Genomic DNA, 21401 nt, shown 5'->3' with positions numbered 1-21401 from the left:
TCGAAGGACTCCTCAGGTAAATGGTCACAATCGACCACATTGGACGTAGGTGGAGCCTCACCACGTCGGACGACGGTGACCCGCCATCGTCTGCGACCCGTTCCCGACTCCTGCTGCCGAGCCAACCAGCCACCCTGCCGCGGCGGACAAGCTCAGCCTTCTCCGTGTCTTGGCCTTCTCACGTGCCCGGCTGTCGTCGGGTAGCGCCAGCGGGTGGGGGGTGCGCGCCCGCGCCGAGGACGTGCTTGGTCACCGCATCGGCGCAGGGAGCGTACGCGCGCCAGTGGAGGTAGCCGTCCGGGCGAATGAGCAACGCGGTACCGGGCTTTGCTCGGTAGGCCCGGCGAAACGTCCCGTCGCGGTCGATGACCACCCGGCCGGAGAACGACGTCGATCGCGCGGGCGTGATCAAGCACGTGTGCACCTCGTCGGGAAGAGCATCACAGTCGAGGTGGCTGGCGGCGGCGTCGCCGACGAGGAGCAGCGTCCATCGTGGCCCGCGGAGCAGGTCGAACAGCCGCAGCGGCTGCTCGGTTTCGGCATCGACGAGGTGGGCATCGGGGGCCCGATCGCCAGGTCGAACGCGGCCGCCGGACATCTCGTCGTCTGCCAGGGGCCCGTCGCGGTAGCCGATGTCGATCTGGGACACACGAGCGGTGAGCCCACGGTTGATCGAGGGTCGGCTGAGGAGCGGCAGGAGCAGTCGTTGCACGGCGAACCGGACGAGTGGGTTGCGGTTGGTGACCACGTCGAGGATGTTGGTGCTTTGCGTCAACGCACGACGGGCGACGGGGAGGCGTTCGGCCGGGTAGGTGTCGAGCAGGGTGTCGTCGTGGCCGTTGAGGCAGGCGGCAAGCTTCCAGCCCAGGTTGTAGGCGTCCTGGATGCCGGTGTTCATTCCCTGCCCTCCGGTGGGCGGGTGCACGTGCGCGGCGTCGCCGGCGAGCAGGACTCGGCCGCGGCGGTAGTCCTCGACCATGCGGACGTTGACCCGGAAGTTCGACAACCAGGTCGCGTCGGACAGGCGGACCTGCGGGTGGCCGGTGCGCTCGTCCCATAGCCGCTGGAGGGCCTCCAGGGTGGGCTCGAGGTTGTCGTCGACGGTGATGCTCCCGCCGATCTGCCACTGCCCGGTCTCGGGCAGGCCAGCCAGACCGAGGAACGACCCGTCCGTGCCGAACCATGCGTGTGAGCGAACGGCTCCGTCGACTTCGGGGTGCCAACCAGGAACGGTGACATCACCGAGCAGGTAGCGCTGCGTCTCGTCGGAGGAACCGGCGAACTCGAGGTCGAGTGTGCGGCGCACGATGCTGTGCGCGCCGTCGCAGCCGACGAGGTAGCGGACGGTCAAATCCTCCCGGCCGCCGTCCGGTGTGGTGACCACGGCGCGCACCGCGTCGTTACCAGCGGTGAACGACTCGAGGCGGGTGTTGAACCGGATCGCGGAACCGAGTTCGTGCAGCCGCCGTGCGAGTAGCGTGGTGGTGCGCCACTGAGGAATCATCACGATGTTCGGGTACGGCAAATCCGCCCGGGGCTCGGCGAGACCGGCGGGTATCCGCGCAAGGCGCCGGCCATCGCGGTACAGGGTGATGTCCTGGCGTGACTGGCCGTGTCCCAGAACCGCGTCGATAACACCGAGATCGTCGAGCACCTCCAGGCTTCGAGGTTGCAGGCCCTTGCCTCGGGACTGACGAGGCAGTGCGGGCGCGGCCTCGATCAGCACCGCGCGAACTCCACGGCGGACCAGATCGACCGCGAGGGTGAGCCCGGTCGGGCCAGCCCCGACGATCAACACATCGACAGCGGCCATCTGTTTCCTCTTTCTAGGCGATGAACCCCGGTAGCCGTCACGATGCCCGGCGCGAGCGCAACAGCGACGGCAATCACGGCGCCCGTCCGCAGGCGGGGGGGACCTCAGACATGGGGAATCAGGTCTGGCAGTAGGTCGAACACCGCACGTCGACTGGCAGCGTCGAGCGGTGGGCGGATGGCATTCGCTCCGATCAGGAGAAGATGCGGCAGCAGGGCGGCGGCGCGCACCCGGGTCGGGTCGGGCACAGCGCGGCTCCAGAGGGTCTCGAGGAAAGTGAGGCGCGCGCTGTCGACGCGTTCGACCACGCCACGCGCACCGTCGTTCCCGATCGCCCAAGCCCGCAGGGCCCGATCCAGCTCGGCGTCGAACAGCTCGTCGAGCCGCGAGGGAAGGGCCCGCAGGGCGTCGACCGGATCGACGGCCGCGAGCTCGCCTGACAGCCCGTCGAGCAGGGCGACCTGTCCGTACTCGATATGAGTCAGCAACGCCGCGTGGTAGTCGGCGACCCCCGTGAAGTGGTGATGGAACGACCCCTTCGTCAGGCCGAGGCGGGCAGCCAGACGGTCGATCCGCACACCCGCCGGTCCCTCGTCGGCCAGTACCACGACACCCTCGCCGAGCCACAGATCACGCGTTCCCATCAAAGGAGCGTACCATACGGTATGGCATGGAGATCTTCCGGCAAGGATCTCGACCAGCGCCGGAAACAACGCTCACCCGCAAACCACCCGAAACTACCGACTCCAGCCCTATCTCTTCTGTGACAAGTGCGACCGGCGTATGTGGGACGGAACGAAGAGGAGGGATCCGGGAAGACCTGCTCGTAGATCGGATCGTCCGCTTCTTCAAGGAGCGAGTGTTCGGCCCCAACCCCACGCCGGCACCCTCCGGGTGGCCTTGGACGACGAGGCGCACCACTGCTTGCCAACGCCATCGACACATGATCGATCCAGCGATCAGGCTCCTACCAGCAGAAACAAAAGCCGAGCGCAGCAGGCCAAGAGGCCATTGCGCTCGGCCCGCCCAATGGCCTGCGTCGGCACCAGCTACCACTCGGATCCTTGGACGGACAGAGAATCACGCACTCAAGGCAGCGGGGAGGGACACGGTGCCGCGCTGATAGGGCGCGATGTCGATGCTCGTGACGAGACCGTCGTGGACGCGGATCCGGATCAATGCGAACGGGTGCCCGCCAGGGGCGATCACCGCCCCCGGGTGACCCTCAACGAGGACGGGGACGGCGGCGGCGATGCGGTCCACGAACGCCTGGTCTCCTTCGCGACCGCCCAGGCGCCCCGGACGACAGGCGCGGCGCCGTCCGCGAGGAATCCGAGGTCGGCCGTGCGGACGACGTCCGTGCCGGGGTCGCCGATCCGTGCCGCTGGAGGGGATGAGACGGCTACACGACCCTGCACGTGCCCGACAGGGCGGAGTTCACGCCGATCCTGTGCGGCCTCGACCACCCGGCCGGCGGGCCGTCCACGGCCGGAGTTTGTCGGGGTTGCGTATCGCCCATATGTGCTTGATCCGCCCGCCCTCGATCTGGAGCGCCGCCACCGTGACCGTGACCCCGTCCTGCTGTAGCACCAGGCCGGGTTGACCGTTGACGGTACGTTCCAGGATTGTCAGGTCGCGGAGGCTGCGCGCGAGTTGGACCATGAAGCGCACGATTCGCTCGGCGCCCTCGATCGGGCGGAGCGCGGCGCTGACCCGGCCGCCACCGTCGGCGATCGCTGTGGCGTCGGGGTCCAGGAGACCGATGAGGGCGCTGATGTCCCCGGCTTCCCAGGCCCGCTTGAAATCCTTGACGATCCGCGCCTGCCGGACCGTCGGCGTCGTCGGGGTATGCGCTGCGCGGATGCGGCGGCGGGCAGAGGAGGCCAGCTGGCGGCAGGCTGCCGGGGTGCGGCCGACGATCTCGGCCACGTCGGCGAAGGGGTAGCGGAAGACGTCGTGGAGGATGAAGGCGACGCGTTCCGCCGGGGTCATCGCATCGAGGACGACGAGGAAGGCCATGTTGACCGACTCGTCGAGCGTGACCCGGTCGGCCGGATCGATGGTGAAGCCGTCCGATCGCCCGCCGATCCACTCGGAGGGCTCCGGTAGCGGTTCGGGAATCCACTCACCCACATAGAGCTCTCGCCGCATGCGCGCCGAGGAGAGCACGTTGAGACACAAGCGGCTCGCCACCTTGCTCAGCCAGGCGCCGGGTACCTCGATGGCGTCCTGCTGCTGTCGGGACATCGCGTACCAGCGCGCGTAGGTCTCCTGGACCACATCTTCGGCCTCAGCCAAGGAGCCGAGGAGCCGATACGCCAGGTTGATCAGCCGACGTCGCTCGCTCATGATCGCGCTCAGGCTCGGGTCGAGGGGGCCGCGCTCCTGCTCGAACTGGTCGGTCATGGTCTCGGCACTCCCTCGGTCGCGTTCTGCTCTCAGTAGTCCGACAAGACAGCGCAGCGGACTGTGAGCCACCTCGCCTCACATTCCTGGGTGTTGCGCTGTCGGAAGAGTGCGACACCGTCCATCGAGCAAGGCAGTTGCGGGCTGGTTGGTGGCTCGCTGTCGAGAACCGCGCTGCTACCCGCAATTGCGCGGCGGAGGGCGCAGACAGCTGTCGGAATCGAGAAGGGAACCTCCCCATGCCTGTGCGGTCCACCATCCACAAGGTCGTCGTCGTCGGCGGCGGTTATGCCGGCACGCTCGCGGCCAACCGGTTACGCAAACGCGACGACGTCGACGTCACCCTTGTCAACCCCCGCCCGAGGTTCATCGATCGCATGCGGCTCCACCAGTTCGTGGCCGGTACCGGGGAGGCCACCGCCGACTACGGCTCGCTGCTCGGTGAGGGCGTCGCCCTCGTCGTCGACAGCGCCACGCGTATCGACACCGCAGCCCGCATGGTCCGGCTCGCCTCGGGCCGCGACCTGGACTACGACTACGTCATCTACGCTGTGGGCAGCACCGGAGCGATACCGACGTCGGTGCCCGGCGCGACCGAGTTCGCCGTCCCCGTCGCCGAATGGGAGTCCGCGCAGCGGGTGCGCGCCACGCTGGACGAGCTGCCTTCCGAGGCTCCGATCACCGTCGTCGGCGCCGGACTGACCGGCATCGAGACGGCCGCCGAGCTGGCCGAGCAAGGGCGGACGATCACACTGGTCTGCGGCGGGAGTCTGGCGCCGTCGCTGAGCGCGTCGACTCGCCGATCGGTCTCCCGGTGGCTGTCCCGCCACGGTGTCGCCGTGCTCGAGTCGGCCGAGGTGACCGAGGTCCGGACGGATGCCGTCGTTCTCGCCGACGGCGACGTGCGGCCGAGCGCGTTGACCATCTGGGCTGCCGGTTTCGGCGTGCCAGAGCTGGCGGCCACGAGCGGGCTGCGCACGGACGACCTCGGCCGGCTGCTCACCGACGAGACGCTGACGAGCGTCGACGACGATCGGATCGTCGCGACCGGGGACGCTGCCGCGCCGTCGGGGCAGCCGTTGCGGATGAGCTGCCAGGCCGCGGCCCCACTGGGGGCGCGGGCCGCCGACACCGTGCTGAGCCGGATAGCGGGAACCGAGCCGGCGGTGATCGACTTCGCCTTCACCGGCTCCTGCGTCAGTCTCGGCCGGCGTAACGGCGTGCGGCAGTTCGCTCGCAAGGACGACACCTCCCTGAACGTATACCTCGGGGGTCGGATCGTCGCAGCCTACAAGGAGCTGACCTGCAAGCTCGGGCTGTTCAAGATCCGCCTTGAGGCGCGCAAGCCGGGCTCCATGCCGTGGCCCAAGGGTGGACCACGGCCCGAGCAGCCGGTCTCCGATGGACGGGCGGTCGCATCCTCGTGACCACCGACGAGAGAGCTCTGCGACGTCACCCTGCGGAGCACGGGGTGCAAGGTCCGCCGACCAAGGCACTCCAGGATGCCGCCAACCAGGAGTCTGACGCGGCCACGCGAAGCGGATGGGATCGGAACCGGATCCGCACCATCCTCTACTGGGCCACCACGATCGTCATCGTGCTTGAGCTGGCCTCGGGATCGGTCTGGAACCTGTTGCCGATCGAGTGGATCGTCGCCCAGCTGCGCCACCTGGGATACCCACGCTTCCTCGCCTACATCCTCGGTGCGTGGCAGGTCGCTGCGGCCGTCGTGATCATCGTGCCGGGGTTCGCGTTGATCAAGGAGTGGGCGTACGCCGGTTCCTTCTTCCTGTGGTCCGGTGCCGTGGTCTCGCACCTGATCGTCGGCGACAGCCCCGACCTGTGGGGAGTGCCGCTGATGTTCGGCGTGTGCGCCATCGCGTCATGGGCGCTGCGGCCCGCCGACCGCCGGCTTCCGGAGACACAGCTCCGCCACTACCGCCCCGCCGATGCCGGACCGGCCGGCGCACGCTCGCGCGAGAGCCGTCCCCGCGCGTTCGAGACCGGCCCTCGCGCGTGGGCCGTATCGCTCGGGCTGCTCGTCGTCCTGTACGCCGTCTCCTTCCTCACGCTGGCCGCAGTCGAACCCGTCATGTACGAGCGAGCCGTCGAGCTCGGCTGGATCAACCCGTAGGGGGCCATCAGACGGGCGGCGAACCGGAACGAGATCATGTCGAGAACACGCTGCGCGAGAAGAAGCGGAGCGACACCCGCAAGGACGGACCCCCGGGGCAAGACGGCGCTCACTGGGTGACGACCCCAGCCGTCGGCCGGCGAGACCGATCCGGAACCCGCACTCGCGAGCGCGGGCAGGTGAACTAGGTAGCAGGGCGGGCGGCCGCATGGTCGCCCGCCCTGCTCAGCAGACATGCGGACAAGGCGTAACGGCGATGGCGATGCGGGGACACCCGTCGCCGACTTGCACCGCTTCGACCCGGTGCTGATTGGCGGCGTGGTTCATCGTTCGTCACTTTCTGCCACGTCGGAAAACGCGCCGATACGCAGCCGCGCCGCTACGTGGCCGGCGAACCAGGCGAAGAAGTCGCTGGTCGGACCGAGGCCCGCGCGGACCGCATCGCGCCAGTCCGGCCGGTCGAGTACTACGAGGTACTGCTGCACGATGCGGTCCCGCTGCTCGGTAGTGCAGCCGCATCGGTTCGGAGGCTTGGCCGTCAGATAGTCGGCGATGATCGCGGCATCGACGTACCGGTTCGCCGTCGGCGTCTGCTGAGCGAGGTGAGCAGCATGCGCGGCCAGCACGACAGGCGCCGGCGGGTAGTGCTCGAGGGTCATGCCCATGCCATTGCAGTCGGCCATGATCCTCAGGAGCCGGCCGGTGTGATCGATCAGGTCGCCGTCGGCATCGGCACTGATGATCGCTTCGTGCAGGTGCGCTACGGTGGCGACCTTGCCGGCGAAGTAGCCGTTGAGGTAGTCGCCGTCGCAGGCATGGCGCAGCAGCCACGCCCGGGAACTGGCGGCACCCTGTCGGCATAGCGCCTCGACGACGTAGACCCTGCCCCAGCCAGCGACGCGCTCGGCGAGCCACAGCAGCGCTGCCCCACCTCCACGGCGGCGTTGCAACGCCTCTGCCGCCAACGGCCCGAACCAGTTCGACAACAGACCGATGGTCTGGATCAGCGGGATGTCGTCCTCGGCCCAATCGGCGGCCAGCAGCGCGAGTCCGACCGTGGCGGCATTGCGGTCGGCGCTGTGCCGCACCAACCACCGGCCGGTCTGCCGCACTCGCTGCCGATCCGCGCGCAGCGCCGCGACAACGATGTGGTCGTTGCGATGGATCGGGACGTCGGCATCGCGGAAGGCGTCGACAAGTTCACTCGCCAACGCGTCAGGCTGACTGAAGTGCCTGTCGAGGATGACAGCGACATCGGCTCCGTCGAGTCGTCGATCCCTCGCACGCCGGGTTGCCGGCCGCAGGTGGTTACGCTCTTCATCCGGATACGGCTCACCGTCGCGAGGCAGAACACCGTCGGGATGCTGCTGATGGAGACGTAGAGCGTGTTCGAACAGGGTGATCTGGGGTCCGAGCAGTCCAGGCTCGGTCGTCACGCTCACCGGCGGACGGAGGACTCGATTCTTCCGATCATGGCCGCGATGATGCCACCCCACTCGCCGCTTCAGCAAGCAGTGCGCCCCGTCAAGCACCTTGGAGCCGGTGGCTGAGGCCCGAGGAAAGTGCAGATAAGGCTGGACCCAGACCAGGTTGAGGCTGAATGCTCACCGCCGCTCCTCTGCTGCCACGCCGATCGCCCGGCCACTCTGTGCCGTCGTGGTCCGGATTTGCAGATGCCCGGTTGACCATTCCAGCCAACCGGACCCAACCGCCTACGGATCCCGCCGCGGTCGCCACGGTTCGGCGGGCGAAGCACGGCGCACCCGTCGCCGAGAAGTGGACCATGGAGCTGTACCGGAGCTACGTCGTGCCTCGGCAGGTGTGCGCGCAGGTCCTGCTCACCCTGACTGACCTTGACGGGTTCCTCTGGCGCGGCACAGCCACCGACCGGGCGGGACGCGAGGGCGTCGCAATAAGCGTGACCGTGATGCCGCCGGCCGACAGTGGCGACCGCCATCAGTACCAGCACGCGCTGATCTTCGATGAACGCACGGGCGCCCTCCTCGCCCGGAAGACCACCATCCTGACGCCGCGCCGCGAACCGTTGAACTACATACTGCTCCTCGACTCCAGCAGAACCGACCAGCCCGGCTGACCCTGCGCCCGGTCCGGCCAGGAGCGTCGGCACTGGCCGGACCGGGCGCAGGGTCATGGGCGCAGGGTCAGCGGAAGCCAAGGCCCGTAAGCTGCCGCAACCGGCGGGAGTTCTCCTATGCCCGAGCGTCGTCGCCGACGCCGCGCTCCTTGGCGACCTGGTGCCGAATCGCCGGCACCACCTCCTCTGCGTACACCGCGAGCTGCGCGTAGTCGTCGGCCCATAGCACGAACGTGTCGAAGCCTGGGCCGAGGGCGAGCTGGCTCAGCTCGTCGACCCACCGCTCGACCGGGCCGCGGAGCATGCCTTCCAACCCGCCGACGAACCCTCCAGACGCGTTGCCGCCGGTGGCGGATCCGCCCGCCGTCCCGCCGGTGATCTCGCCGTGTACGTTGAGGACCCGCCGAATGGCGCCCGGATTCCGCCCGGCAGCCGCAGCGGCGTCGTCCAGCCGGGCCGACATGTCGAGGATCGACTGAAGGTCGCCGCGCAGCGACGGCACCCAGCCGTCGGCGATCCGGCCGGTCAACTCGATCGCGCGCGGCCCATAGACGCCGAGCCAAACGCCGATGTCATGGGCGGGCACCGGGCCCGACCGGGCACCGGCCAGACGGTAGTGCGAGCCTTCGTGGCGTAGGTTTCCCTCACCGGACCAGAGCAACCGAATGATCTCGATGGATTCGGCCAGCGCGGCCAGGGCGTCCTTGGGCGCCCGCCGGGGACCGCCGAACGCCTCAATCGCGTCCCAGTACGCACCCGCGCCGAGACCGAGATCGAAACGTCCACCGCTGAGCACGTCGAGAGACGCAGCGGCCTTGGCGAGCGTCGCGGGTGGACGCAGCGGTAGGTTCGCCACGTCGGAGAAGAGGCCGATCCGCGACGTGCTCGCCGCGATCATGCTCATCAGTACCCACGATTCCACATAGCGTGGGTGATACGGATGGTCCTGCACTCCCAGGTAATCCAGACCGCGACGCTCAGCCTCCTGCGCAATCGCGAGCAGGGGATCGTCCACGTTGGGCACCAGGAAGTAGCCGAAGGTCAGAGTGCGTCCATGGTCAGGCACAGAGAGACTGTATCGATCAAGCGTCCTGGATGGTAGATGTTCAAATGGCGGTGCGCTCGGGCGGCCGCGCCGCTGTCGATGCCGGCAGCGCCGCGGCCGCACACAACAGCCTCTAGTACTCCAGCCGCACCTGCTGAATCCGGAGTCTTCGCTGGTAGTGGCTTACTTTAGCCCGGTACTGGTGGCGACGGCGCCACTGCGACCATCGATATATGTGATCGAGTGGGCGGATGCTGGTGATCAGGTGTGCCAGGAGACGGCGGACCTCGCCCAAGGTGAGTGCGATGAGCCCGTACCGATGGGATTTAGAGCCCCCTTTTCCGCGTGTGCGGCGGTGACGGCGAGGTAGGCGTGGGCGCACATAACCGGCGTCACCTGCTCCTTCGCAGGGAGGAAGGTGCGATGCACTTCGAGGTTCTCGGACCGGTGCGGGTGCGGCAGGATGGCCGATCGCTGCCCGTCAGGGGACGGTTGCAGCACATCCTGCTCGCCGTGCTGTTAGCCCGCGCCAATGTCGAGGTGCCGACACATGTGCTGGCCGAGACGCTGTGGGGCGAGCCGGACGAGCGCGCAGGGCCGAAGCTCCAGCAGCACGTGCACAAGCTGCGCCGGGTGCTCGGCGACGTGAACCACATCAGGTTCGGCCAAGACGGCTACTGTCTGAACGTGGCGCCGGACGAGCTGGACGCTCAGCGGTTCGACGCGCTCCTTGATGACGGCATCCGTGTGCCGGACGGCGAGCCCAATCGCCGTGCGGAGATTCTTCGCCAGGCACTGGGCCTGTGGCGTGGTGATCCGTTCGCCGGTCTGGACGTACCGATACTCACCGACGAGTCGGCCCGGCTGACCGAGCGAAAGCTGATCGCGACCGAGGATCTCTACGAAGCAGAGATCGCCTGCGGGCACGGTGAGACCACAGTCGCGAAACTTGCCGAACTCGTGCGCCTGCACCCGTTGCGGGAGCGGTCCCGCCAACTGCTCATCATCGCCCTGTACGGGGCCGGCCGCCGAGCCGATGCGCTGGCGGCCTACCGGAGCGCGCACACCACGTTCAGCGACGAGTTGGGCGTGGAGCCCGGCTTGGAGCTTCGCTGGCTGCAGGCGCGGATTCTCGCCGGGGAGCCGCTCGATGCCGCACCAACCAGACCGGTGGCCGTCAACGCCGGAGGTCTGGCAGTACCAGCTCAGCTACCCCGTGACACGCCTGGCTTCGTCGGTCGCGCCACCGACCTGTCCGCTCTGGACGGCATGTGGTCGGATGCGGACGATGCGGCGCCGGTCGCCGCGATCGCCGGCACCGCGGGCGTGGGCAAGACGGCGCTCGCGGTCCGCTGGGCGCACCGCAACAGCGGGGAGTTTCCCGACGGGCAGCTCTACGTCGACCTGCACGGCTACGGTCCGGGCGACCCGGTTACGGCAGGGGACGCGTTGGCCGGATTCCTGCGCGCGCTCGGCGTGGACGGTGCGGCCATCCCGGTCCAGTTGGTCGAGCGTGCGGCCAGGTTCCGCTCGTTGGTGCACAACCGGCGGATTCTGGTGGTGCTGGACAACGCCCGGACCGTGGAACAGGTGCGGCCGCTGCTGCCCGGCAGCCGGTCTTGCTTCGTCCTGGTCACGAGTAGGGACTCGCTGGCGGGTCTTGTCGTGCGGGATGGAGCGCGCCGTATCGACCTGGACCGACTTGCTCCCGATGAGGCGCTGACCCTAGTGCGTGCGCTGATCGGGGAGCAGGGTGACCCGGGCGCGCTGACCGCTCTGGTGGACCGCTGTGCCCGCCTCCCGCTGGCGCTACGAATCGCGGCGGAGTCCGTCCGAACACGCAACGGGCTACGGGTCGCCGATTTGGTGGCCGCGCTCGGCGATGATGTCGGTCGGCTCGACGTACTCGACGCGGGCGCTGACCCACATACCAACATCCGCGCGGTGTTCTCCTGGTCCTACCGCCACCTGCCGCCGGACGCAGCGACCCTTTTCCGCTTGATGGGACTGCATCCGTGGGATACGGCGACGGATACGCTCGCCGCGTTGGGGGGCCACGATCAGCGGACGACCCGGCGGGCACTTGAGTCGCTGGCCCGTGCTTATCTGGTCGATGAGCTGCCCGACGGCCGGTTCGGCATGCACGACCTGCTCCGCGCCTACGCCGCCGAACGGGCCGCCGAGGACGAGAGTCCGGCCATCCGGCAGGCCGCACTCCGCCGGGTATTCACCTGGTATCTGCACACCGCGATCGCCGCGAGGCACGTACTGATCCCGCAGTCACCCGAGCTACCGGTGGAACATGACGCACAGTCACCGGGAATCGTCTTCTCGGACATCGCCGAGGCGTTGGCCTGGTACGGCGTGGAACGGCCCACGCTGGCGTCTCTGGTCACGGCGGCAGCCGAACGCGGGGAGCACGACCTGGCCTGGCGGATCGCCGCGGCATCGCTGGCCTATTTCAACATCAGCAAACACTGGGACGACTGTATCGCCACTCACCGAACCGGCCTCGACTCGGCGGTGCGGGTAGGTGACCGGGCCGGCGAGGCCACGATGCTGAACGGGCTCGGCGTGGCCTATGACGACATCCACGAGTTCGACGCGTCACTGGAGTGTCACCTGCGGGCCGCCGAACTGTTCGCCGGCACGGGCAATGACCACTTGGCGGCCTGGAACCTCAACAATCTCGGGGTGACCTACGATCGCCTCGGCCGCTTCGACGAGGCGCTCGACCGGCACCGGGAAGCGTTCACGTTGTTTCGCGCGGTTGGCGACCGAAGGGGACAGGCATACAGCCTGAACAACCTCGGGGACGTTCACCGGCAGCGCAAGGACTTCGCCAAAGCCGCCGACCACCTGCGGCGAGCTTTGGAGATCCAGCGAGCGGTAGGCGACTCCGACGGGCAGCGCTTCACCCTGTGCAGCCTCGGCGATCTGCACCGGGACTCGGGCCAGCTTGGTCGGGCCGCGGATTACTACAGTCGCGCGGTCGAGACGAGCCTAACGCAGGGCGACCGCTGGCAAGCGGCGATATCGCTGGTACGGCTCGCTGACCTCCGCCAGGCACGCACCGTCCACCACCTGCGCGAGGCGCACCTGCTGTTCACCGAGATCGGTGACACCGACGCGGCGGCCGAGGTCAGGGCTCGGCTGGCGGAACTCGGCACCACCCACGGAGAAGTCCGACCCGATGGACGCCACATTGACCGCCCGTGAGCAGTGCTGGGGCCTTGTCGAGCACTGTCGGATGGGCCGATCGTCCAACCCGGTCAAGCTGAAGGCATCGTCGGGCACGCCGCCGCAACCGCGACCCTGCGGGTGTCGAGAATGCCGTCTGCGCTGGTCAATACTCCAGCCGTAGCTCGATCAGCTCGGTCTTGTAGAGGCCGATGGTGGACTCCATCAGCGCGTTGTCCAGGGCGTCACCGACGCTGCCGATCGAGGCGTCGATACCGGCATCGAGCAGGTGGGTGGTGAACCGGAACGACGTGGTGCCTGGGGTCGAACCCGACGTTGTTGAGCAGGCACTGCACGGCGGTGACCGCGGCACCGGTGGCACCCGAGGACAGCGCCGGGTACGCGGTGACGTTCAGGTTCGCGGTCAGGCACGTGCGGGGCTGGGCGGTGGAGACGAAGCCGATCCCGTTCGGCACGGCACGCTGGGTGCCGTCGGAGGGAGTGTCGCGGACCGAGAGCGAGGAGGAGCCGGGCAACCGGGCCACCAGGGTGCTGGATCCGCCGCCGTCGAGGTCGAGTGCCTCGTCGGCACCGAGCGACTTCAGACAGTTGGCCAGCTCGACCTACGTAATGCCGACACGCCGAGCGGCGTGTGGAGGAGGAGGTCGACGAGCCCGGCGGTACGGGCCTGGGTGACGTCCTGCACCGAGCCGGGGCGGACCTCGCCACAGAACTGACCGAAGCGACGGTCACCGATGCCCAAGGACCCGCGACCATGCACGAGATCGTTAGATCGACTCTGATCCGGCGGGGTAACGGGCATGCGTCAGCGGGGCGGCGAGGCCCGCTCCAGTGGGCGTCCGTGGGCTCGGATCGCGTCCGAGACGGCGACACCGAGCAGGACGGCGGCAGCGGCTGCGGCGACCCCGAGTGGCGGCAGGCCGACCATCACCGGTGCGATGGCCGCCAGGACGAGGATCCCGATCGGTCGTGGCCGAGACACGCGAGCAAAGGCCACGTGCTCGAATACTGCGCGCCCGGCGAGGTAAAGGGCGGGCCCGCCGAGGATGGCGCCGACCCAGGCTGGTTTGGCGTGCCCGGATGGATCGTTGAGGACGAGTTCGGAACCGGCTGAGGTAAGGAGGATGCCGGCCACCATGAGCAGGTGGGAGAGTTCGGCTGACCGACCGAGTCGGCCGGGATCGGCGGATGCCGCGATGGCCTCGCCCAAGATCTGGCCGGCTCGGTAGAAGTAGATCCGCCACAGCAACACCGTGGTGACGAACGACAGGACAAGGGCCGATATTCGTTGAGCCACGATCGGGCCGTGTAGAAGAGTCGATCCGGCGGTCAGGATCGTCTCACCAAGCGCGACGATGGCGAGGAGCCAGTAGCGTTCGGCCAGGTGGTCGCCCGCGACGGCCCACGGGGATACGTGCGGGCGCCCCAGCCGCGGTACCGGCCAGCCGAGTGTGCCCCCCAGGTAGTCGATCGCCAGAGCCAGCAGCCACAGCAAATTGCGTGTCAACTCTGGTGCGAAAGCTCCGGTGAGCCACGGTACGGCCGATGCGCCGAACCAGACGAGCGCCCGCATGTTGACATGGCGCAGATCGTGGCCCCGCAGGGTGACTACGAAGAAAAGGGTGCGGCCCAACTGGATCGCAACGTACGTGCTCGCGAAGAGCAGGCCGGTCTCGGCGAGAGCCCCGGATATCGCGACCCCCAGGAACAGGCTCCCGAGCATCGTCGTGAGGACAACGAACTGGATCGCCGGCTGGAACGGGTCGAATCGGCTGGTCATCCACGCCGTCTGGGTCCAGATCCACCACATGGCCAGGAACAGCAGCAGAGTCTCGCCGGTTTCCGAAAGGGTAGTGGTCAACGTCTCGGCGACGTGGCCGCTGGTGTAGTCCAGCACCAACTCGGCTACGATCCGGGTGAGCGCGAAGACGTACACCAGATCGAAGAACAGTTCCAGGAAGGTCGGCCGCTGCGGACTCCCACGCTTGCGCAGCAGATTGGCCACTCTGTTCGTCGTCACCGGCCCGCCCCGCTTCATCGGCTTGTCGCTGAAGCAGTCGTACCACGTCGCCGCGCCGCCCACGGGTAAGACGCACCTCCCGATGGCTGAAGGGCCTGATCGCCGGAGAGGGCTGCCGCCGCGCCCAGCGTGTGCTGTGCGCGTTCCGGTGGATAGGTGGTTTGTCAAGATCCGAACATGCGAGGAATGATCAAGCGCCGTGCTTACGGGCGGGTGCCCGAAATGGCTCAATCTCATACCCCTCAGATGCGGGCCACCAGATTCTCGAAGAAATGTCGGAAGCCCTCCAAGATATCCGTCACACTCGCCGGGTTGACGACGATTGCCAGGGCAATCACGGCGGTGGGGAGTATCAACACGTAGCCCATGATCAGACCGGCGAGAGCCATCCCATGCCCTTTGAGCTCGCCTTGACGGGTACGAGCGACGCCGATATGTCCGGTAATGATGGCGATGATCGGGGGCAGCCCGCAGATCAGGCAGCCCCCCACCACGCCAAAAATGGCGAAGATCAGGCTGGTGGTAGCGGCGGCAGAGGTACGCCGCTCCCGGTGTGCGGCCGGCGTCGACTCTGGACTGGGATGGGTCACGTTAATCAGTTTAGATCTTTTGAGCCATTTTCATCATGGGTAGCGGGCGTCTTCGGCGAGCCGAGAAGGTAGCAGCAAGGCCCCGGTGGGTGCGGAGTCTCCGGATTCAACAGGCACAAGCTGGGATGACAGGGGTCAGGACGAGAGTCCTGCCCACCGGCGTCTCCGCGTCCGCGGGTCAGCGGTACGCGCGGAAGTAGTCGAACACCGCCGTCGCTTGTGGATCGTCGCCGCCGTGCGAGATCAGCCCGATCCGAGGCGTCGTACCGGCGCCGAGAGTCCATGTCCCGCCCCACGTCCAGTGCTGGCCGTCGCGGCTGTAGCCGGCCCGGTACCGGTGCTCGCCCCCGACCTCGGTGTGTGCGAGGCGCAGCCAGGTCGTGTCGGCGGGCGGGCCTTCGACCATGCCGCCGTACGAAAGCCGTCCGGCGTATGGGATCTCGCGGCCGAACTCGATCTGGCGGGTGTTCCAGATGGCGACGTGGCTCAGCCGGGCGAAGTCGTCGTCGCCGGCGTACACGATCAGGCCGGCCTGCTGGAAGTTTCGCACCGTGTCGACGCCCAGGTCGATGCTGAGCTTGGTCTCGACGATGTAGTCGCCGGCCGGCGCGTCGCGGACCAGAACCGAGGCGGTGTTGCCGGTGCCGACCAGGTCGGCGGCCTGCGTCGGCCACCGCAGCGCGCCGCCGCCGACCGTTGCGTTCGGATCCCGCCGGACCCAGCTCCAGGCAGGGCCGAGCGTCGTACCGCCGAACTCGTCGGACGCCGACCGGATCGGCTGGCCCTGACGCGGATCGCGCGCCGGCGGCTCCGTACCGCCGCTACCCTGGTGGCGGCGCGTGACGGGCGCGGGCTGCGGCGTGTCGGAGGCCCACCGTCCGTTGCGGACGGTCGGCCAGCCGTGCGCCCAGTCGAGCCGGTCGATGAGCATCGGTCGGCGGTTGATGCCGTACGGCTCGTTGAGGTACGGCACGTTGCGGTCGATAGCGTGGTAGACGAGCCAGTCCTGACCCGCGAGATCGGTGACGACCGCGTTGTGCCCGGTGCCGATCCAGCGGTTGCCGTTGGGCTGGATCACCGGGGTGCCGCCGACCCGCGAGGTGAGCAGCGACACCCCGGCCCGGTCCAGGAACGGACCGGCGGGGTTGCGGGAGCGGCCCGCGAACACGCTGTATCCGGTGGTCGGACCGGCGCAGCAGTTGGCCGCCGACCCGAAGAGGTAGTACCAGCCGGCACGGCGGACGACGTACGCACCCTCGTAGCGGTTGTCGATCGTGACCTGGGTGGGCGTACCGGCGGTCCGTAGCCCGTCGGCCGTGAGCGGCACGGTGAAGATGCCGCCGAAGTAGGAGCCGTAGTAGAGCCACTGCCGGCCCTCGGCGTCGACGAGGTGGGCCGGGTCGAACGTCCACAGGAAGCCGCCGCCCGGTGCGGGTCGCGGTCCGACGACAGGCCCGCCGCTGTCGGTCCACGGTCCGAGCGGTGTGGGCGCGGTCGCGACGCCGATCGCCGAGTCGTCGCCGGGGTTGAGCGTGGTGTCGGTGACCGTGTAGTAGAGGACGTACCGGTCGCCGATTCGCCGGATGTCCGGCGCCCACAGGCCAGCGGTGGGCGTGGCCCACGCTGGTCGGCTCGTGACCGCGTCACCGGCGTACGTCCAGCTCACGAGGTCGTCCGAGCGGAGGATCGGGATGGGCCGGTGGGCGGTCTCGCCGGCCTTGAGCGGGTCGCTGGTGCCGAAGGCGTACCAGGATCCGTCGCCGCCGCGGATCACGGCCGGATCGGCGAGCGTGTCCGCCGCGGGGGCGGAGACCGGGTTGACATAGCTGGCGGGCTGGTTCGCCGGTTGCCCCGGGTGGGCGTTCGCCGGCGGCGCTACGCCGGCGCTGGGCACAGTGAGCGTCGCGGCAACGGCAGCGGTAGCGGTAGCGACGACGGCGATCCGGCGGGACGGTTTCATGAGCGCTCCTCGGTCACGGACGGCGTTGCGGGCCTGCGGTCGGTCCGTTGACGGCCGGCCGGCCGTCGGACCAGGTCACTTCGTCGAGCCAGAGTCTGCGGCCGGGGTCGACCGCGCCCTCGGCACCTTCGGGCCAGGCGTGGTACAGCAGCCAGGTTCGCCCGTCGTGCTCGACCACCGAGGCGTGTCCCGGGCCGGAGGCTCCGTCGCCGGACCTGAGGATCGGGTTCTCCGCCGCTTTGACACACGGGCCGAGCGGCGTCTCGCAGACGGCGTAGCCCTCCGCGTACTCGGCCCTGTCGTAGGCGTTGGCCGCGTAGAACAGGTACAGCCGGCCGTCCTGCCGCCAGAGGAACGGGCCCTCGACGACCCGCCCCTCCCACGGCTCGGTCTGCTTGAGCAGCCGCACCGGCTCACCGGTGAGGCTCAGCCCGTCGGCGGACAGGCGCTGCGCCCACAGCCAGGTGTCGACGCCGATCGCGTTGCCGTCGTTCTTCCACAGCAGGTACAGCGATCCGTCGGTGTCCCGGAACGGGCTGGCGTCGATGGAGCCACCCAGGTCGGCCTGGCAGATCAGCGGCCCGGTGCCGTGGCCGGTGTACGGGCCGGCCGGCCGCGAGGCGACCGCGACCGCGACGCACTGCCGACCAGAGGCACGGTCGGCGACGGTCGGGTACATCACGTACCGGTCGGCGGCGAGCGCGATCACCTCGGGCGCCCACGTCCTGCCCGGGTCGGCCCAGGCCGGCAGTGCTGGCAGCGCGTCGCCGGCGGGCGTCCAGGTGACCAGGTCGGGTGAGGTCAGTACCGGTACGTTGCGCCCACCGGCGTTGGTGTGTACCAGGTACCACGTGTCGCCGACCCGGAATGCCTGCGGATCGGGCGCGTCGCCGGCGTACACCGGGTTGGTGAAGGTGCTCACCGTGGGGGCCTTGCCGGACGGCCCACACCCACTGGACAGGAGGACGGCGAGGACAACTGCGGCCAATGCACGGCTCACCCCTTCAACCCGCTGCGCGAGACGCCTTCGATGACGTACCGCTGGGCCAGCACGAACAGCACCAGCGCGGGAACGCTGGCCAGCACGGCACCGGCCATGATGACCGGGTAGTCGGCGATGTAGACGCCCTGCAACAGGCCCAGCCCGGCCGGCAGCGTGAGCCGGTCGGCGCTGAACAACACGTAGATCGGCCACAGGAAGTCGTTCCAGTTGCTCAGGAACGACAGCACCGTGAGCGTGGCCAGGGCGGGCTTGGACAGCGGCAGCACCACCCGCAGGAACACCTGCCACTGGTTGGCCCCGTCGAGGATCGCGGCCTCCTCGAGTTCGCGTGGCAGCGTCAGGAAGAACTGCCGCAGGAAGAACACGCCGAACGCGCTGGCGGCGCTGGGCACCACCACCACGGCCAGGGTGTCCAACCAGTCCAGGGTGTCGGCGACAAGGAAGTTCGGGATGATGAGCGTGGCGGGCGGTACGAACAGCGTCGCGACGATCATGGCGAAGACCAGTCGCCGGCCGGCGAAGCGCATCCGGGCCAACGCGTACGCGGCCGTCGACGCCGTCACCAGTACCAGCGCGGCGTGCAGGGTCGCGGCGGCCATGCTGTTGACGAACCACAGCAGCACCGGGTTCTGCGAGCCGGGCTGGAAGAGCCGGTCGTAGCCGTAGGTGGAGACCGGGTCCGGCAGCCAGCTGGGCGGGCTCTGCTGCGCCGCGGAGTAGCTCTTCACCGAGGTGAGCACCATCCAGACCAGCGGGACGACGAACACGGCCGCGAGGACGACCAGGACGAGGTAGCGCGGGATCTGGCTCCTTGCGTTCCTCATCAGTCCTCCTGGTACCGGAAGATCCGGAAGTTGGCCACGCTGACGACGACCAGCATCAGCGTCAGCGTGATGCTCATCGCGGCTGCCCGGCCGGCGTCGTTCTGCGCGAGGCCCCGCTCGACGATGTACGACACGACCGTGCGGGTCTCGTTGCCCGGCGCGCCCTGGGTGATGAGGTAGGACTGGCCGAACATGTTGGCCGAGGCCAGGATCGTCGTGGTGACGACGAACAGCAGCACCGGCCGTAGTCCCGGCAGGGTCACGTTGCGAAACTTGTCCCAGGTGCTCGCGCCGTCCATTGTGGCCGCCTCGTAGAGCTCCGCCGGGATGTCCTGGAGCCCGGCGAGGTAGATGACGGCGTTGAAGCCGCAGGTCCACCACACCGTGACGCCCACCAGGGACACCCACGCCCACGGCGTGGCCGTCACCCACGGGGTGTCCGACGGCAGGCCGACCAGGCCGAGGAGGTGGTTGACGAAGCCGAGGTTGGCGTCGAGCAGGAACCGCCACAGCAGGCCGATGACCGCCACGCCGAGCACGTACGGGGCGAAGTAGATGGCGCGGAAGAACGTTCGTCCCGGGAACGACCGGTTGAGCAGGAGCGCCATGCCGAGCGGCAGCACGACCAGCAGCGGCACCGACGCGACCGTGAAGGTCGCGGTTGCCCGGACGCTCTCCCACCAGTCGCCGTACACCAGCGAGTCGGCAGAGAACAGGTCCGCGTAGTTGTCCAGGCCGACGAACGGCTTGTTCGGCAGCTGGAAGTCCCACTGGTGCAGGCTGAGCCACACCCCCAGCGCGATCGGCAACAGGCCGAAGACCCCGAAGATGAGCAGGTACGGCAGCAGGAACAGGTAGGGGGTCGCCCGGCCGTGCATGACCCGGGCTGCCGGGGGCGACGCGTCGACCCGCGCCGCCTCCGTCACGGTCGGTTCGGCCACAGTTGGCGCGGCCATCGTCTGTCAGCTCCCGTACTTCTTGCGGTTGTCCTCCAGGAGCTTGTCGGCCTTGGCGACGCCGTCGTCCAGCGCCTGCTTCGGTGACTTCTTGCCGAGCACGGCCTCGTTGAAGGCGACGTAGAACAGGTTCGTCACGTCGCCGATACCCGGTGCGGCCGGCGGGAACGCGGCGTCCGGGAGCTCGGTGGCCAGCGTGTTGACCTCAGTCAGCTCGGCGAACTTCGGGTCGTCCAGCACCGAACGACGTGCCGGCACCTGGCCACCGGCGGCCCAGTCCAGCGAGTGCTGGCTGAGCCAGTTGACGAACACCTTCGCGCCGGCGACCTTGTTGGCGTCGACGCCGCGCGGCTGCTGGACGATGGTGAAGTTGTGCGAGTTGGCCCAGACCGACTTCTTCGACCCGATCTGCGGCATCGCCGCCACGCCCCACTGGACCTCCGGGCTCTTCTTCAGATCGTTGACCTGCCAGATCCCGTTCACGTTGAAGGCGTTCTTGCCGCTCTTGAGCGCGAGGTAGTCGGCGTCCTGGCCGACGTTGGCCGGCGAGTGCCCGTCGGTGACCAGCTCTACGCACCAGGTGACCGCCTCCACCGCCTCCGGCGAGTTGAACGTCGCCCTGGTGGCGTCCGCGTTGTAGAGCGAGCCACCGAACTGGTACACCAGCGAGTATCCGGTCATGCCGCCGGTGAACTGGAACGGGCTCATCCAGAAGCCCTGGATTCCCTTGCCCTTCAGGGCGGCCAGCGCCTCTTCCAGCTCGGATCGGTCCGTCGGCGGCTTGGCCGGGTCCAGGCCGGCGCGCTCCAGCAGCGTCTTGTTGTAGTAGAAGCCCACCGGGTGCATGTCCAGCGGGATGCCGTACCGCTTGTCCTGGTAGAGGCCGCCCTTCCACACCGTCGGAGCGAAGTCGGCCTCGGTCAGGCCGAGGGCCGACGCGACGTCGTCGACCGGCTGGATCACCTTGCGAGCGGCGAACGTCGCCAGCTGGTCCATGTGCATGACCGCGATATCGGGGCCGTTGCCACTGGTCACCGCGCCGGGCAGCTTGGCGTAGTAGTCCTCCCATCGGTACGTGGCGACGGTGATCGCGATGTTGGCGTGCTCGCCGTTGAACTGGTCGACAAGCTTCTTGAAGATGTCGCCGTCGCCGCCGGTGAACCCGTTCCACAGGTTCAGGGAGACCTTCGGGCCGTCATATGTCTTGCCGCCGTTGCCGGATGCGGCGCCGCCCTGCTCGTCGTCGTTGCCGCAACCGGCGAGACCCAGGGTGGCGGCGGCTCCGACGCCGAGGCCCAAACCGAGCAGCCGACGACGGCTGAGCTCGGCGCGCTGGACAGTCATGGGGACCCTC

General features: G+C 68.6%; 17 protein-coding genes and 2 pseudogenes. 4 read left to right on the top strand and 15 right to left on the bottom strand.

The genetic code is table 11. The annotated features are described in order from the left end of the window. Window positions 1-178 precede the first annotated feature (178 nt). The 4 genes from Pma05_RS35840 to sigJ form a co-directional block, all read right to left on the bottom strand. Window positions 179-1813: an FAD-dependent monooxygenase gene (locus Pma05_RS35840; protein WP_203861970.1), complete on the bottom strand. Its 1635-nt coding sequence runs from the start codon at window positions 1811-1813 to the stop codon at window positions 179-181. Between the two features lie 104 nt (window positions 1814-1917). Continuing rightward, a complete protein-coding gene (locus Pma05_RS35835; RefSeq protein ID WP_203861969.1) occupies window positions 1918-2457 on the bottom strand; it encodes a TetR/AcrR family transcriptional regulator in 540 nt (179 codons plus the stop codon). Window positions 2458-2893: 436 nt separating this feature from the next. Further along, a complete protein-coding gene (locus Pma05_RS35830) occupies window positions 2894-3076 on the bottom strand; it encodes a hypothetical protein (protein WP_203861968.1) in 183 nt (60 codons plus the stop codon). 174 nt (window positions 3077-3250) lie between these two features. Continuing rightward, the gene (gene sigJ, locus Pma05_RS35825) at window positions 3251-4219 is read right to left on the bottom strand and encodes an RNA polymerase sigma factor SigJ (protein WP_239313820.1); all 969 of its coding nucleotides are present in this window, start codon (window positions 4217-4219) and stop codon (window positions 3251-3253) included. A gap of 137 nt (window positions 4220-4356) precedes the next feature. Here sigJ and Pma05_RS35820 point away from each other — a divergent pair, with 137 nt between their 5' ends. Together Pma05_RS35820 and Pma05_RS35815 are read left to right on the top strand one after the other, a co-directional pair. Further along, window positions 4357-5646, top strand: coding sequence for an NAD(P)/FAD-dependent oxidoreductase (locus Pma05_RS35820; protein ID WP_239313818.1), 1290 nt, complete (start codon window positions 4357-4359; stop codon window positions 5644-5646). Then, window positions 5643-6353, top strand: coding sequence for a DoxX family protein (locus Pma05_RS35815; protein ID WP_203861967.1), 711 nt, complete (start codon window positions 5643-5645; stop codon window positions 6351-6353). The genes Pma05_RS35820 and Pma05_RS35815 overlap by 4 nt, the downstream gene beginning before the upstream one ends. A gap of 323 nt (window positions 6354-6676) precedes the next feature. On the opposite strand, the gene Pma05_RS35810 is transcribed toward Pma05_RS35815, so the two are convergent. Beyond that, window positions 6677-7795: a hypothetical protein gene (locus Pma05_RS35810; protein WP_239313815.1), complete on the bottom strand. Its 1119-nt coding sequence runs from the start codon at window positions 7793-7795 to the stop codon at window positions 6677-6679. A gap of 239 nt (window positions 7796-8034) precedes the next feature. On the opposite strand from Pma05_RS35810, the gene Pma05_RS35805 reads away from it, so the two are divergent. Then, complete coding sequence (locus Pma05_RS35805) at window positions 8035-8448, top strand: hypothetical protein (RefSeq protein WP_203861966.1); 414 nt, start codon at window positions 8035-8037, stop codon at window positions 8446-8448. 115 nt (window positions 8449-8563) lie between these two features. Here the strand turns inward: Pma05_RS35805 and Pma05_RS35800 are convergent, their stop codons facing one another. Further along, complete coding sequence (locus Pma05_RS35800) at window positions 8564-9514, bottom strand: LLM class flavin-dependent oxidoreductase (protein ID WP_203861965.1); 951 nt, start codon at window positions 9512-9514, stop codon at window positions 8564-8566. Window positions 9515-9916: 402 nt separating this feature from the next. Here Pma05_RS35800 and Pma05_RS35795 point away from each other — a divergent pair, with 402 nt between their 5' ends. Then, the gene (locus tag Pma05_RS35795) at window positions 9917-12712 is read left to right on the top strand and encodes an AfsR/SARP family transcriptional regulator (protein WP_203861964.1); all 2796 of its coding nucleotides are present in this window, start codon (window positions 9917-9919) and stop codon (window positions 12710-12712) included. Window positions 12713-12857: 145 nt separating this feature from the next. On the opposite strand, the pseudogene Pma05_RS43105 reads toward Pma05_RS35795, so the two are convergent. From Pma05_RS43105 to Pma05_RS35755, 9 genes and pseudogenes are all read right to left on the bottom strand, one after another. Beyond that, window positions 12858-12986: pseudogene (locus Pma05_RS43105) on the bottom strand (IS3 family transposase); the annotation flags it as partial. A 154-nt stretch (window positions 12987-13140) separates the two neighbouring features. Beyond that, window positions 13141-13290: pseudogene (locus tag Pma05_RS43635) on the bottom strand (phosphodiester glycosidase family protein); the annotation flags it as partial. 209 nt (window positions 13291-13499) lie between these two features. Then, window positions 13500-14777 carry a low temperature requirement protein A gene (locus Pma05_RS35785; RefSeq protein WP_239313812.1) on the bottom strand — a complete coding sequence of 426 codons (1278 nt, stop codon included), beginning with the start codon at window positions 14775-14777 and terminating at the stop codon, window positions 13500-13502. Between the two features lie 179 nt (window positions 14778-14956). Continuing rightward, window positions 14957-15304 carry a DUF4190 domain-containing protein gene (locus tag Pma05_RS35780; RefSeq protein WP_203861963.1) on the bottom strand — a complete coding sequence of 116 codons (348 nt, stop codon included), beginning with the start codon at window positions 15302-15304 and terminating at the stop codon, window positions 14957-14959. A 178-nt stretch (window positions 15305-15482) separates the two neighbouring features. Beyond that, window positions 15483-17264 carry a family 43 glycosylhydrolase gene (locus Pma05_RS35775; RefSeq protein WP_203861962.1) on the bottom strand — a complete coding sequence of 594 codons (1782 nt, stop codon included), beginning with the start codon at window positions 17262-17264 and terminating at the stop codon, window positions 15483-15485. 13 nt (window positions 17265-17277) lie between these two features. Next, window positions 17278-18186 (bottom strand): glycoside hydrolase family 43 protein, encoded by a 909-nt coding sequence (locus Pma05_RS35770; protein WP_239313809.1) that lies wholly within the window; start codon window positions 18184-18186, stop codon window positions 17278-17280. Between the two features lie 74 nt (window positions 18187-18260). After that, window positions 18261-19091, bottom strand: a complete 831-nt coding sequence (locus Pma05_RS35765; RefSeq protein ID WP_203861960.1) for a carbohydrate ABC transporter permease — start codon at window positions 19089-19091, stop codon at window positions 18261-18263. Then, complete coding sequence (locus Pma05_RS35760) at window positions 19091-20047, bottom strand: carbohydrate ABC transporter permease (protein WP_203861959.1); 957 nt, start codon at window positions 20045-20047, stop codon at window positions 19091-19093. The genes Pma05_RS35765 and Pma05_RS35760 overlap by 1 nt, the downstream gene beginning before the upstream one ends. 6 nt (window positions 20048-20053) lie before the next feature. Beyond that, window positions 20054-21391, bottom strand: a complete 1338-nt coding sequence (locus Pma05_RS35755) for an ABC transporter substrate-binding protein (RefSeq protein WP_203861958.1) — start codon at window positions 21389-21391, stop codon at window positions 20054-20056. Window positions 21392-21401: the final 10 nt, after the last annotated feature.

The organism is Plantactinospora mayteni (genome assembly GCF_016862935.1).
In the GTDB taxonomy this organism is placed as follows: domain Bacteria; phylum Actinomycetota; class Actinomycetes; order Mycobacteriales; family Micromonosporaceae; genus Plantactinospora; species Plantactinospora mayteni.
The sequence above is the reverse complement of the archived record's forward strand: the minus strand, read 5'-3'. Positions and strand labels throughout refer to the sequence as shown.

Bases quoted from the DNA above. Each gene is read 5' to 3' on its own strand.
- Pma05_RS35775 (WP_203861962.1), bottom strand. From the start codon at position 17,264: ATGAAACCGTCCCGCCGGATCGCCGTCGTCGCTACCGCTACCGCTGCC.
- Pma05_RS35795 (WP_203861964.1), top strand. From the start codon at position 9,917: ATGCACTTCGAGGTTCTCGGACCGGTGCGGGTGCGGCAGGATGGCCGA.
- sigJ (WP_239313820.1), bottom strand. From the start codon at position 4,219: ATGACCGACCAGTTCGAGCAGGAGCGCGGCCCCCTCGACCCGAGCCTG.
- Pma05_RS35760 (WP_203861959.1), bottom strand. From the start codon at position 20,047: ATGGCCGCGCCAACTGTGGCCGAACCGACCGTGACGGAGGCGGCGCGG.
- Pma05_RS35765 (WP_203861960.1), bottom strand. From the start codon at position 19,091: ATGAGGAACGCAAGGAGCCAGATCCCGCGCTACCTCGTCCTGGTCGTC.
- Pma05_RS35840 (WP_203861970.1), bottom strand. From the start codon at position 1,813: ATGGCCGCTGTCGATGTGTTGATCGTCGGGGCTGGCCCGACCGGGCTC.
- Pma05_RS35755 (WP_203861958.1), bottom strand. From the start codon at position 21,391: ATGACTGTCCAGCGCGCCGAGCTCAGCCGTCGTCGGCTGCTCGGTTTG.
- Pma05_RS35835 (WP_203861969.1), bottom strand. From the start codon at position 2,457: ATGGGAACGCGTGATCTGTGGCTCGGCGAGGGTGTCGTGGTACTGGCC.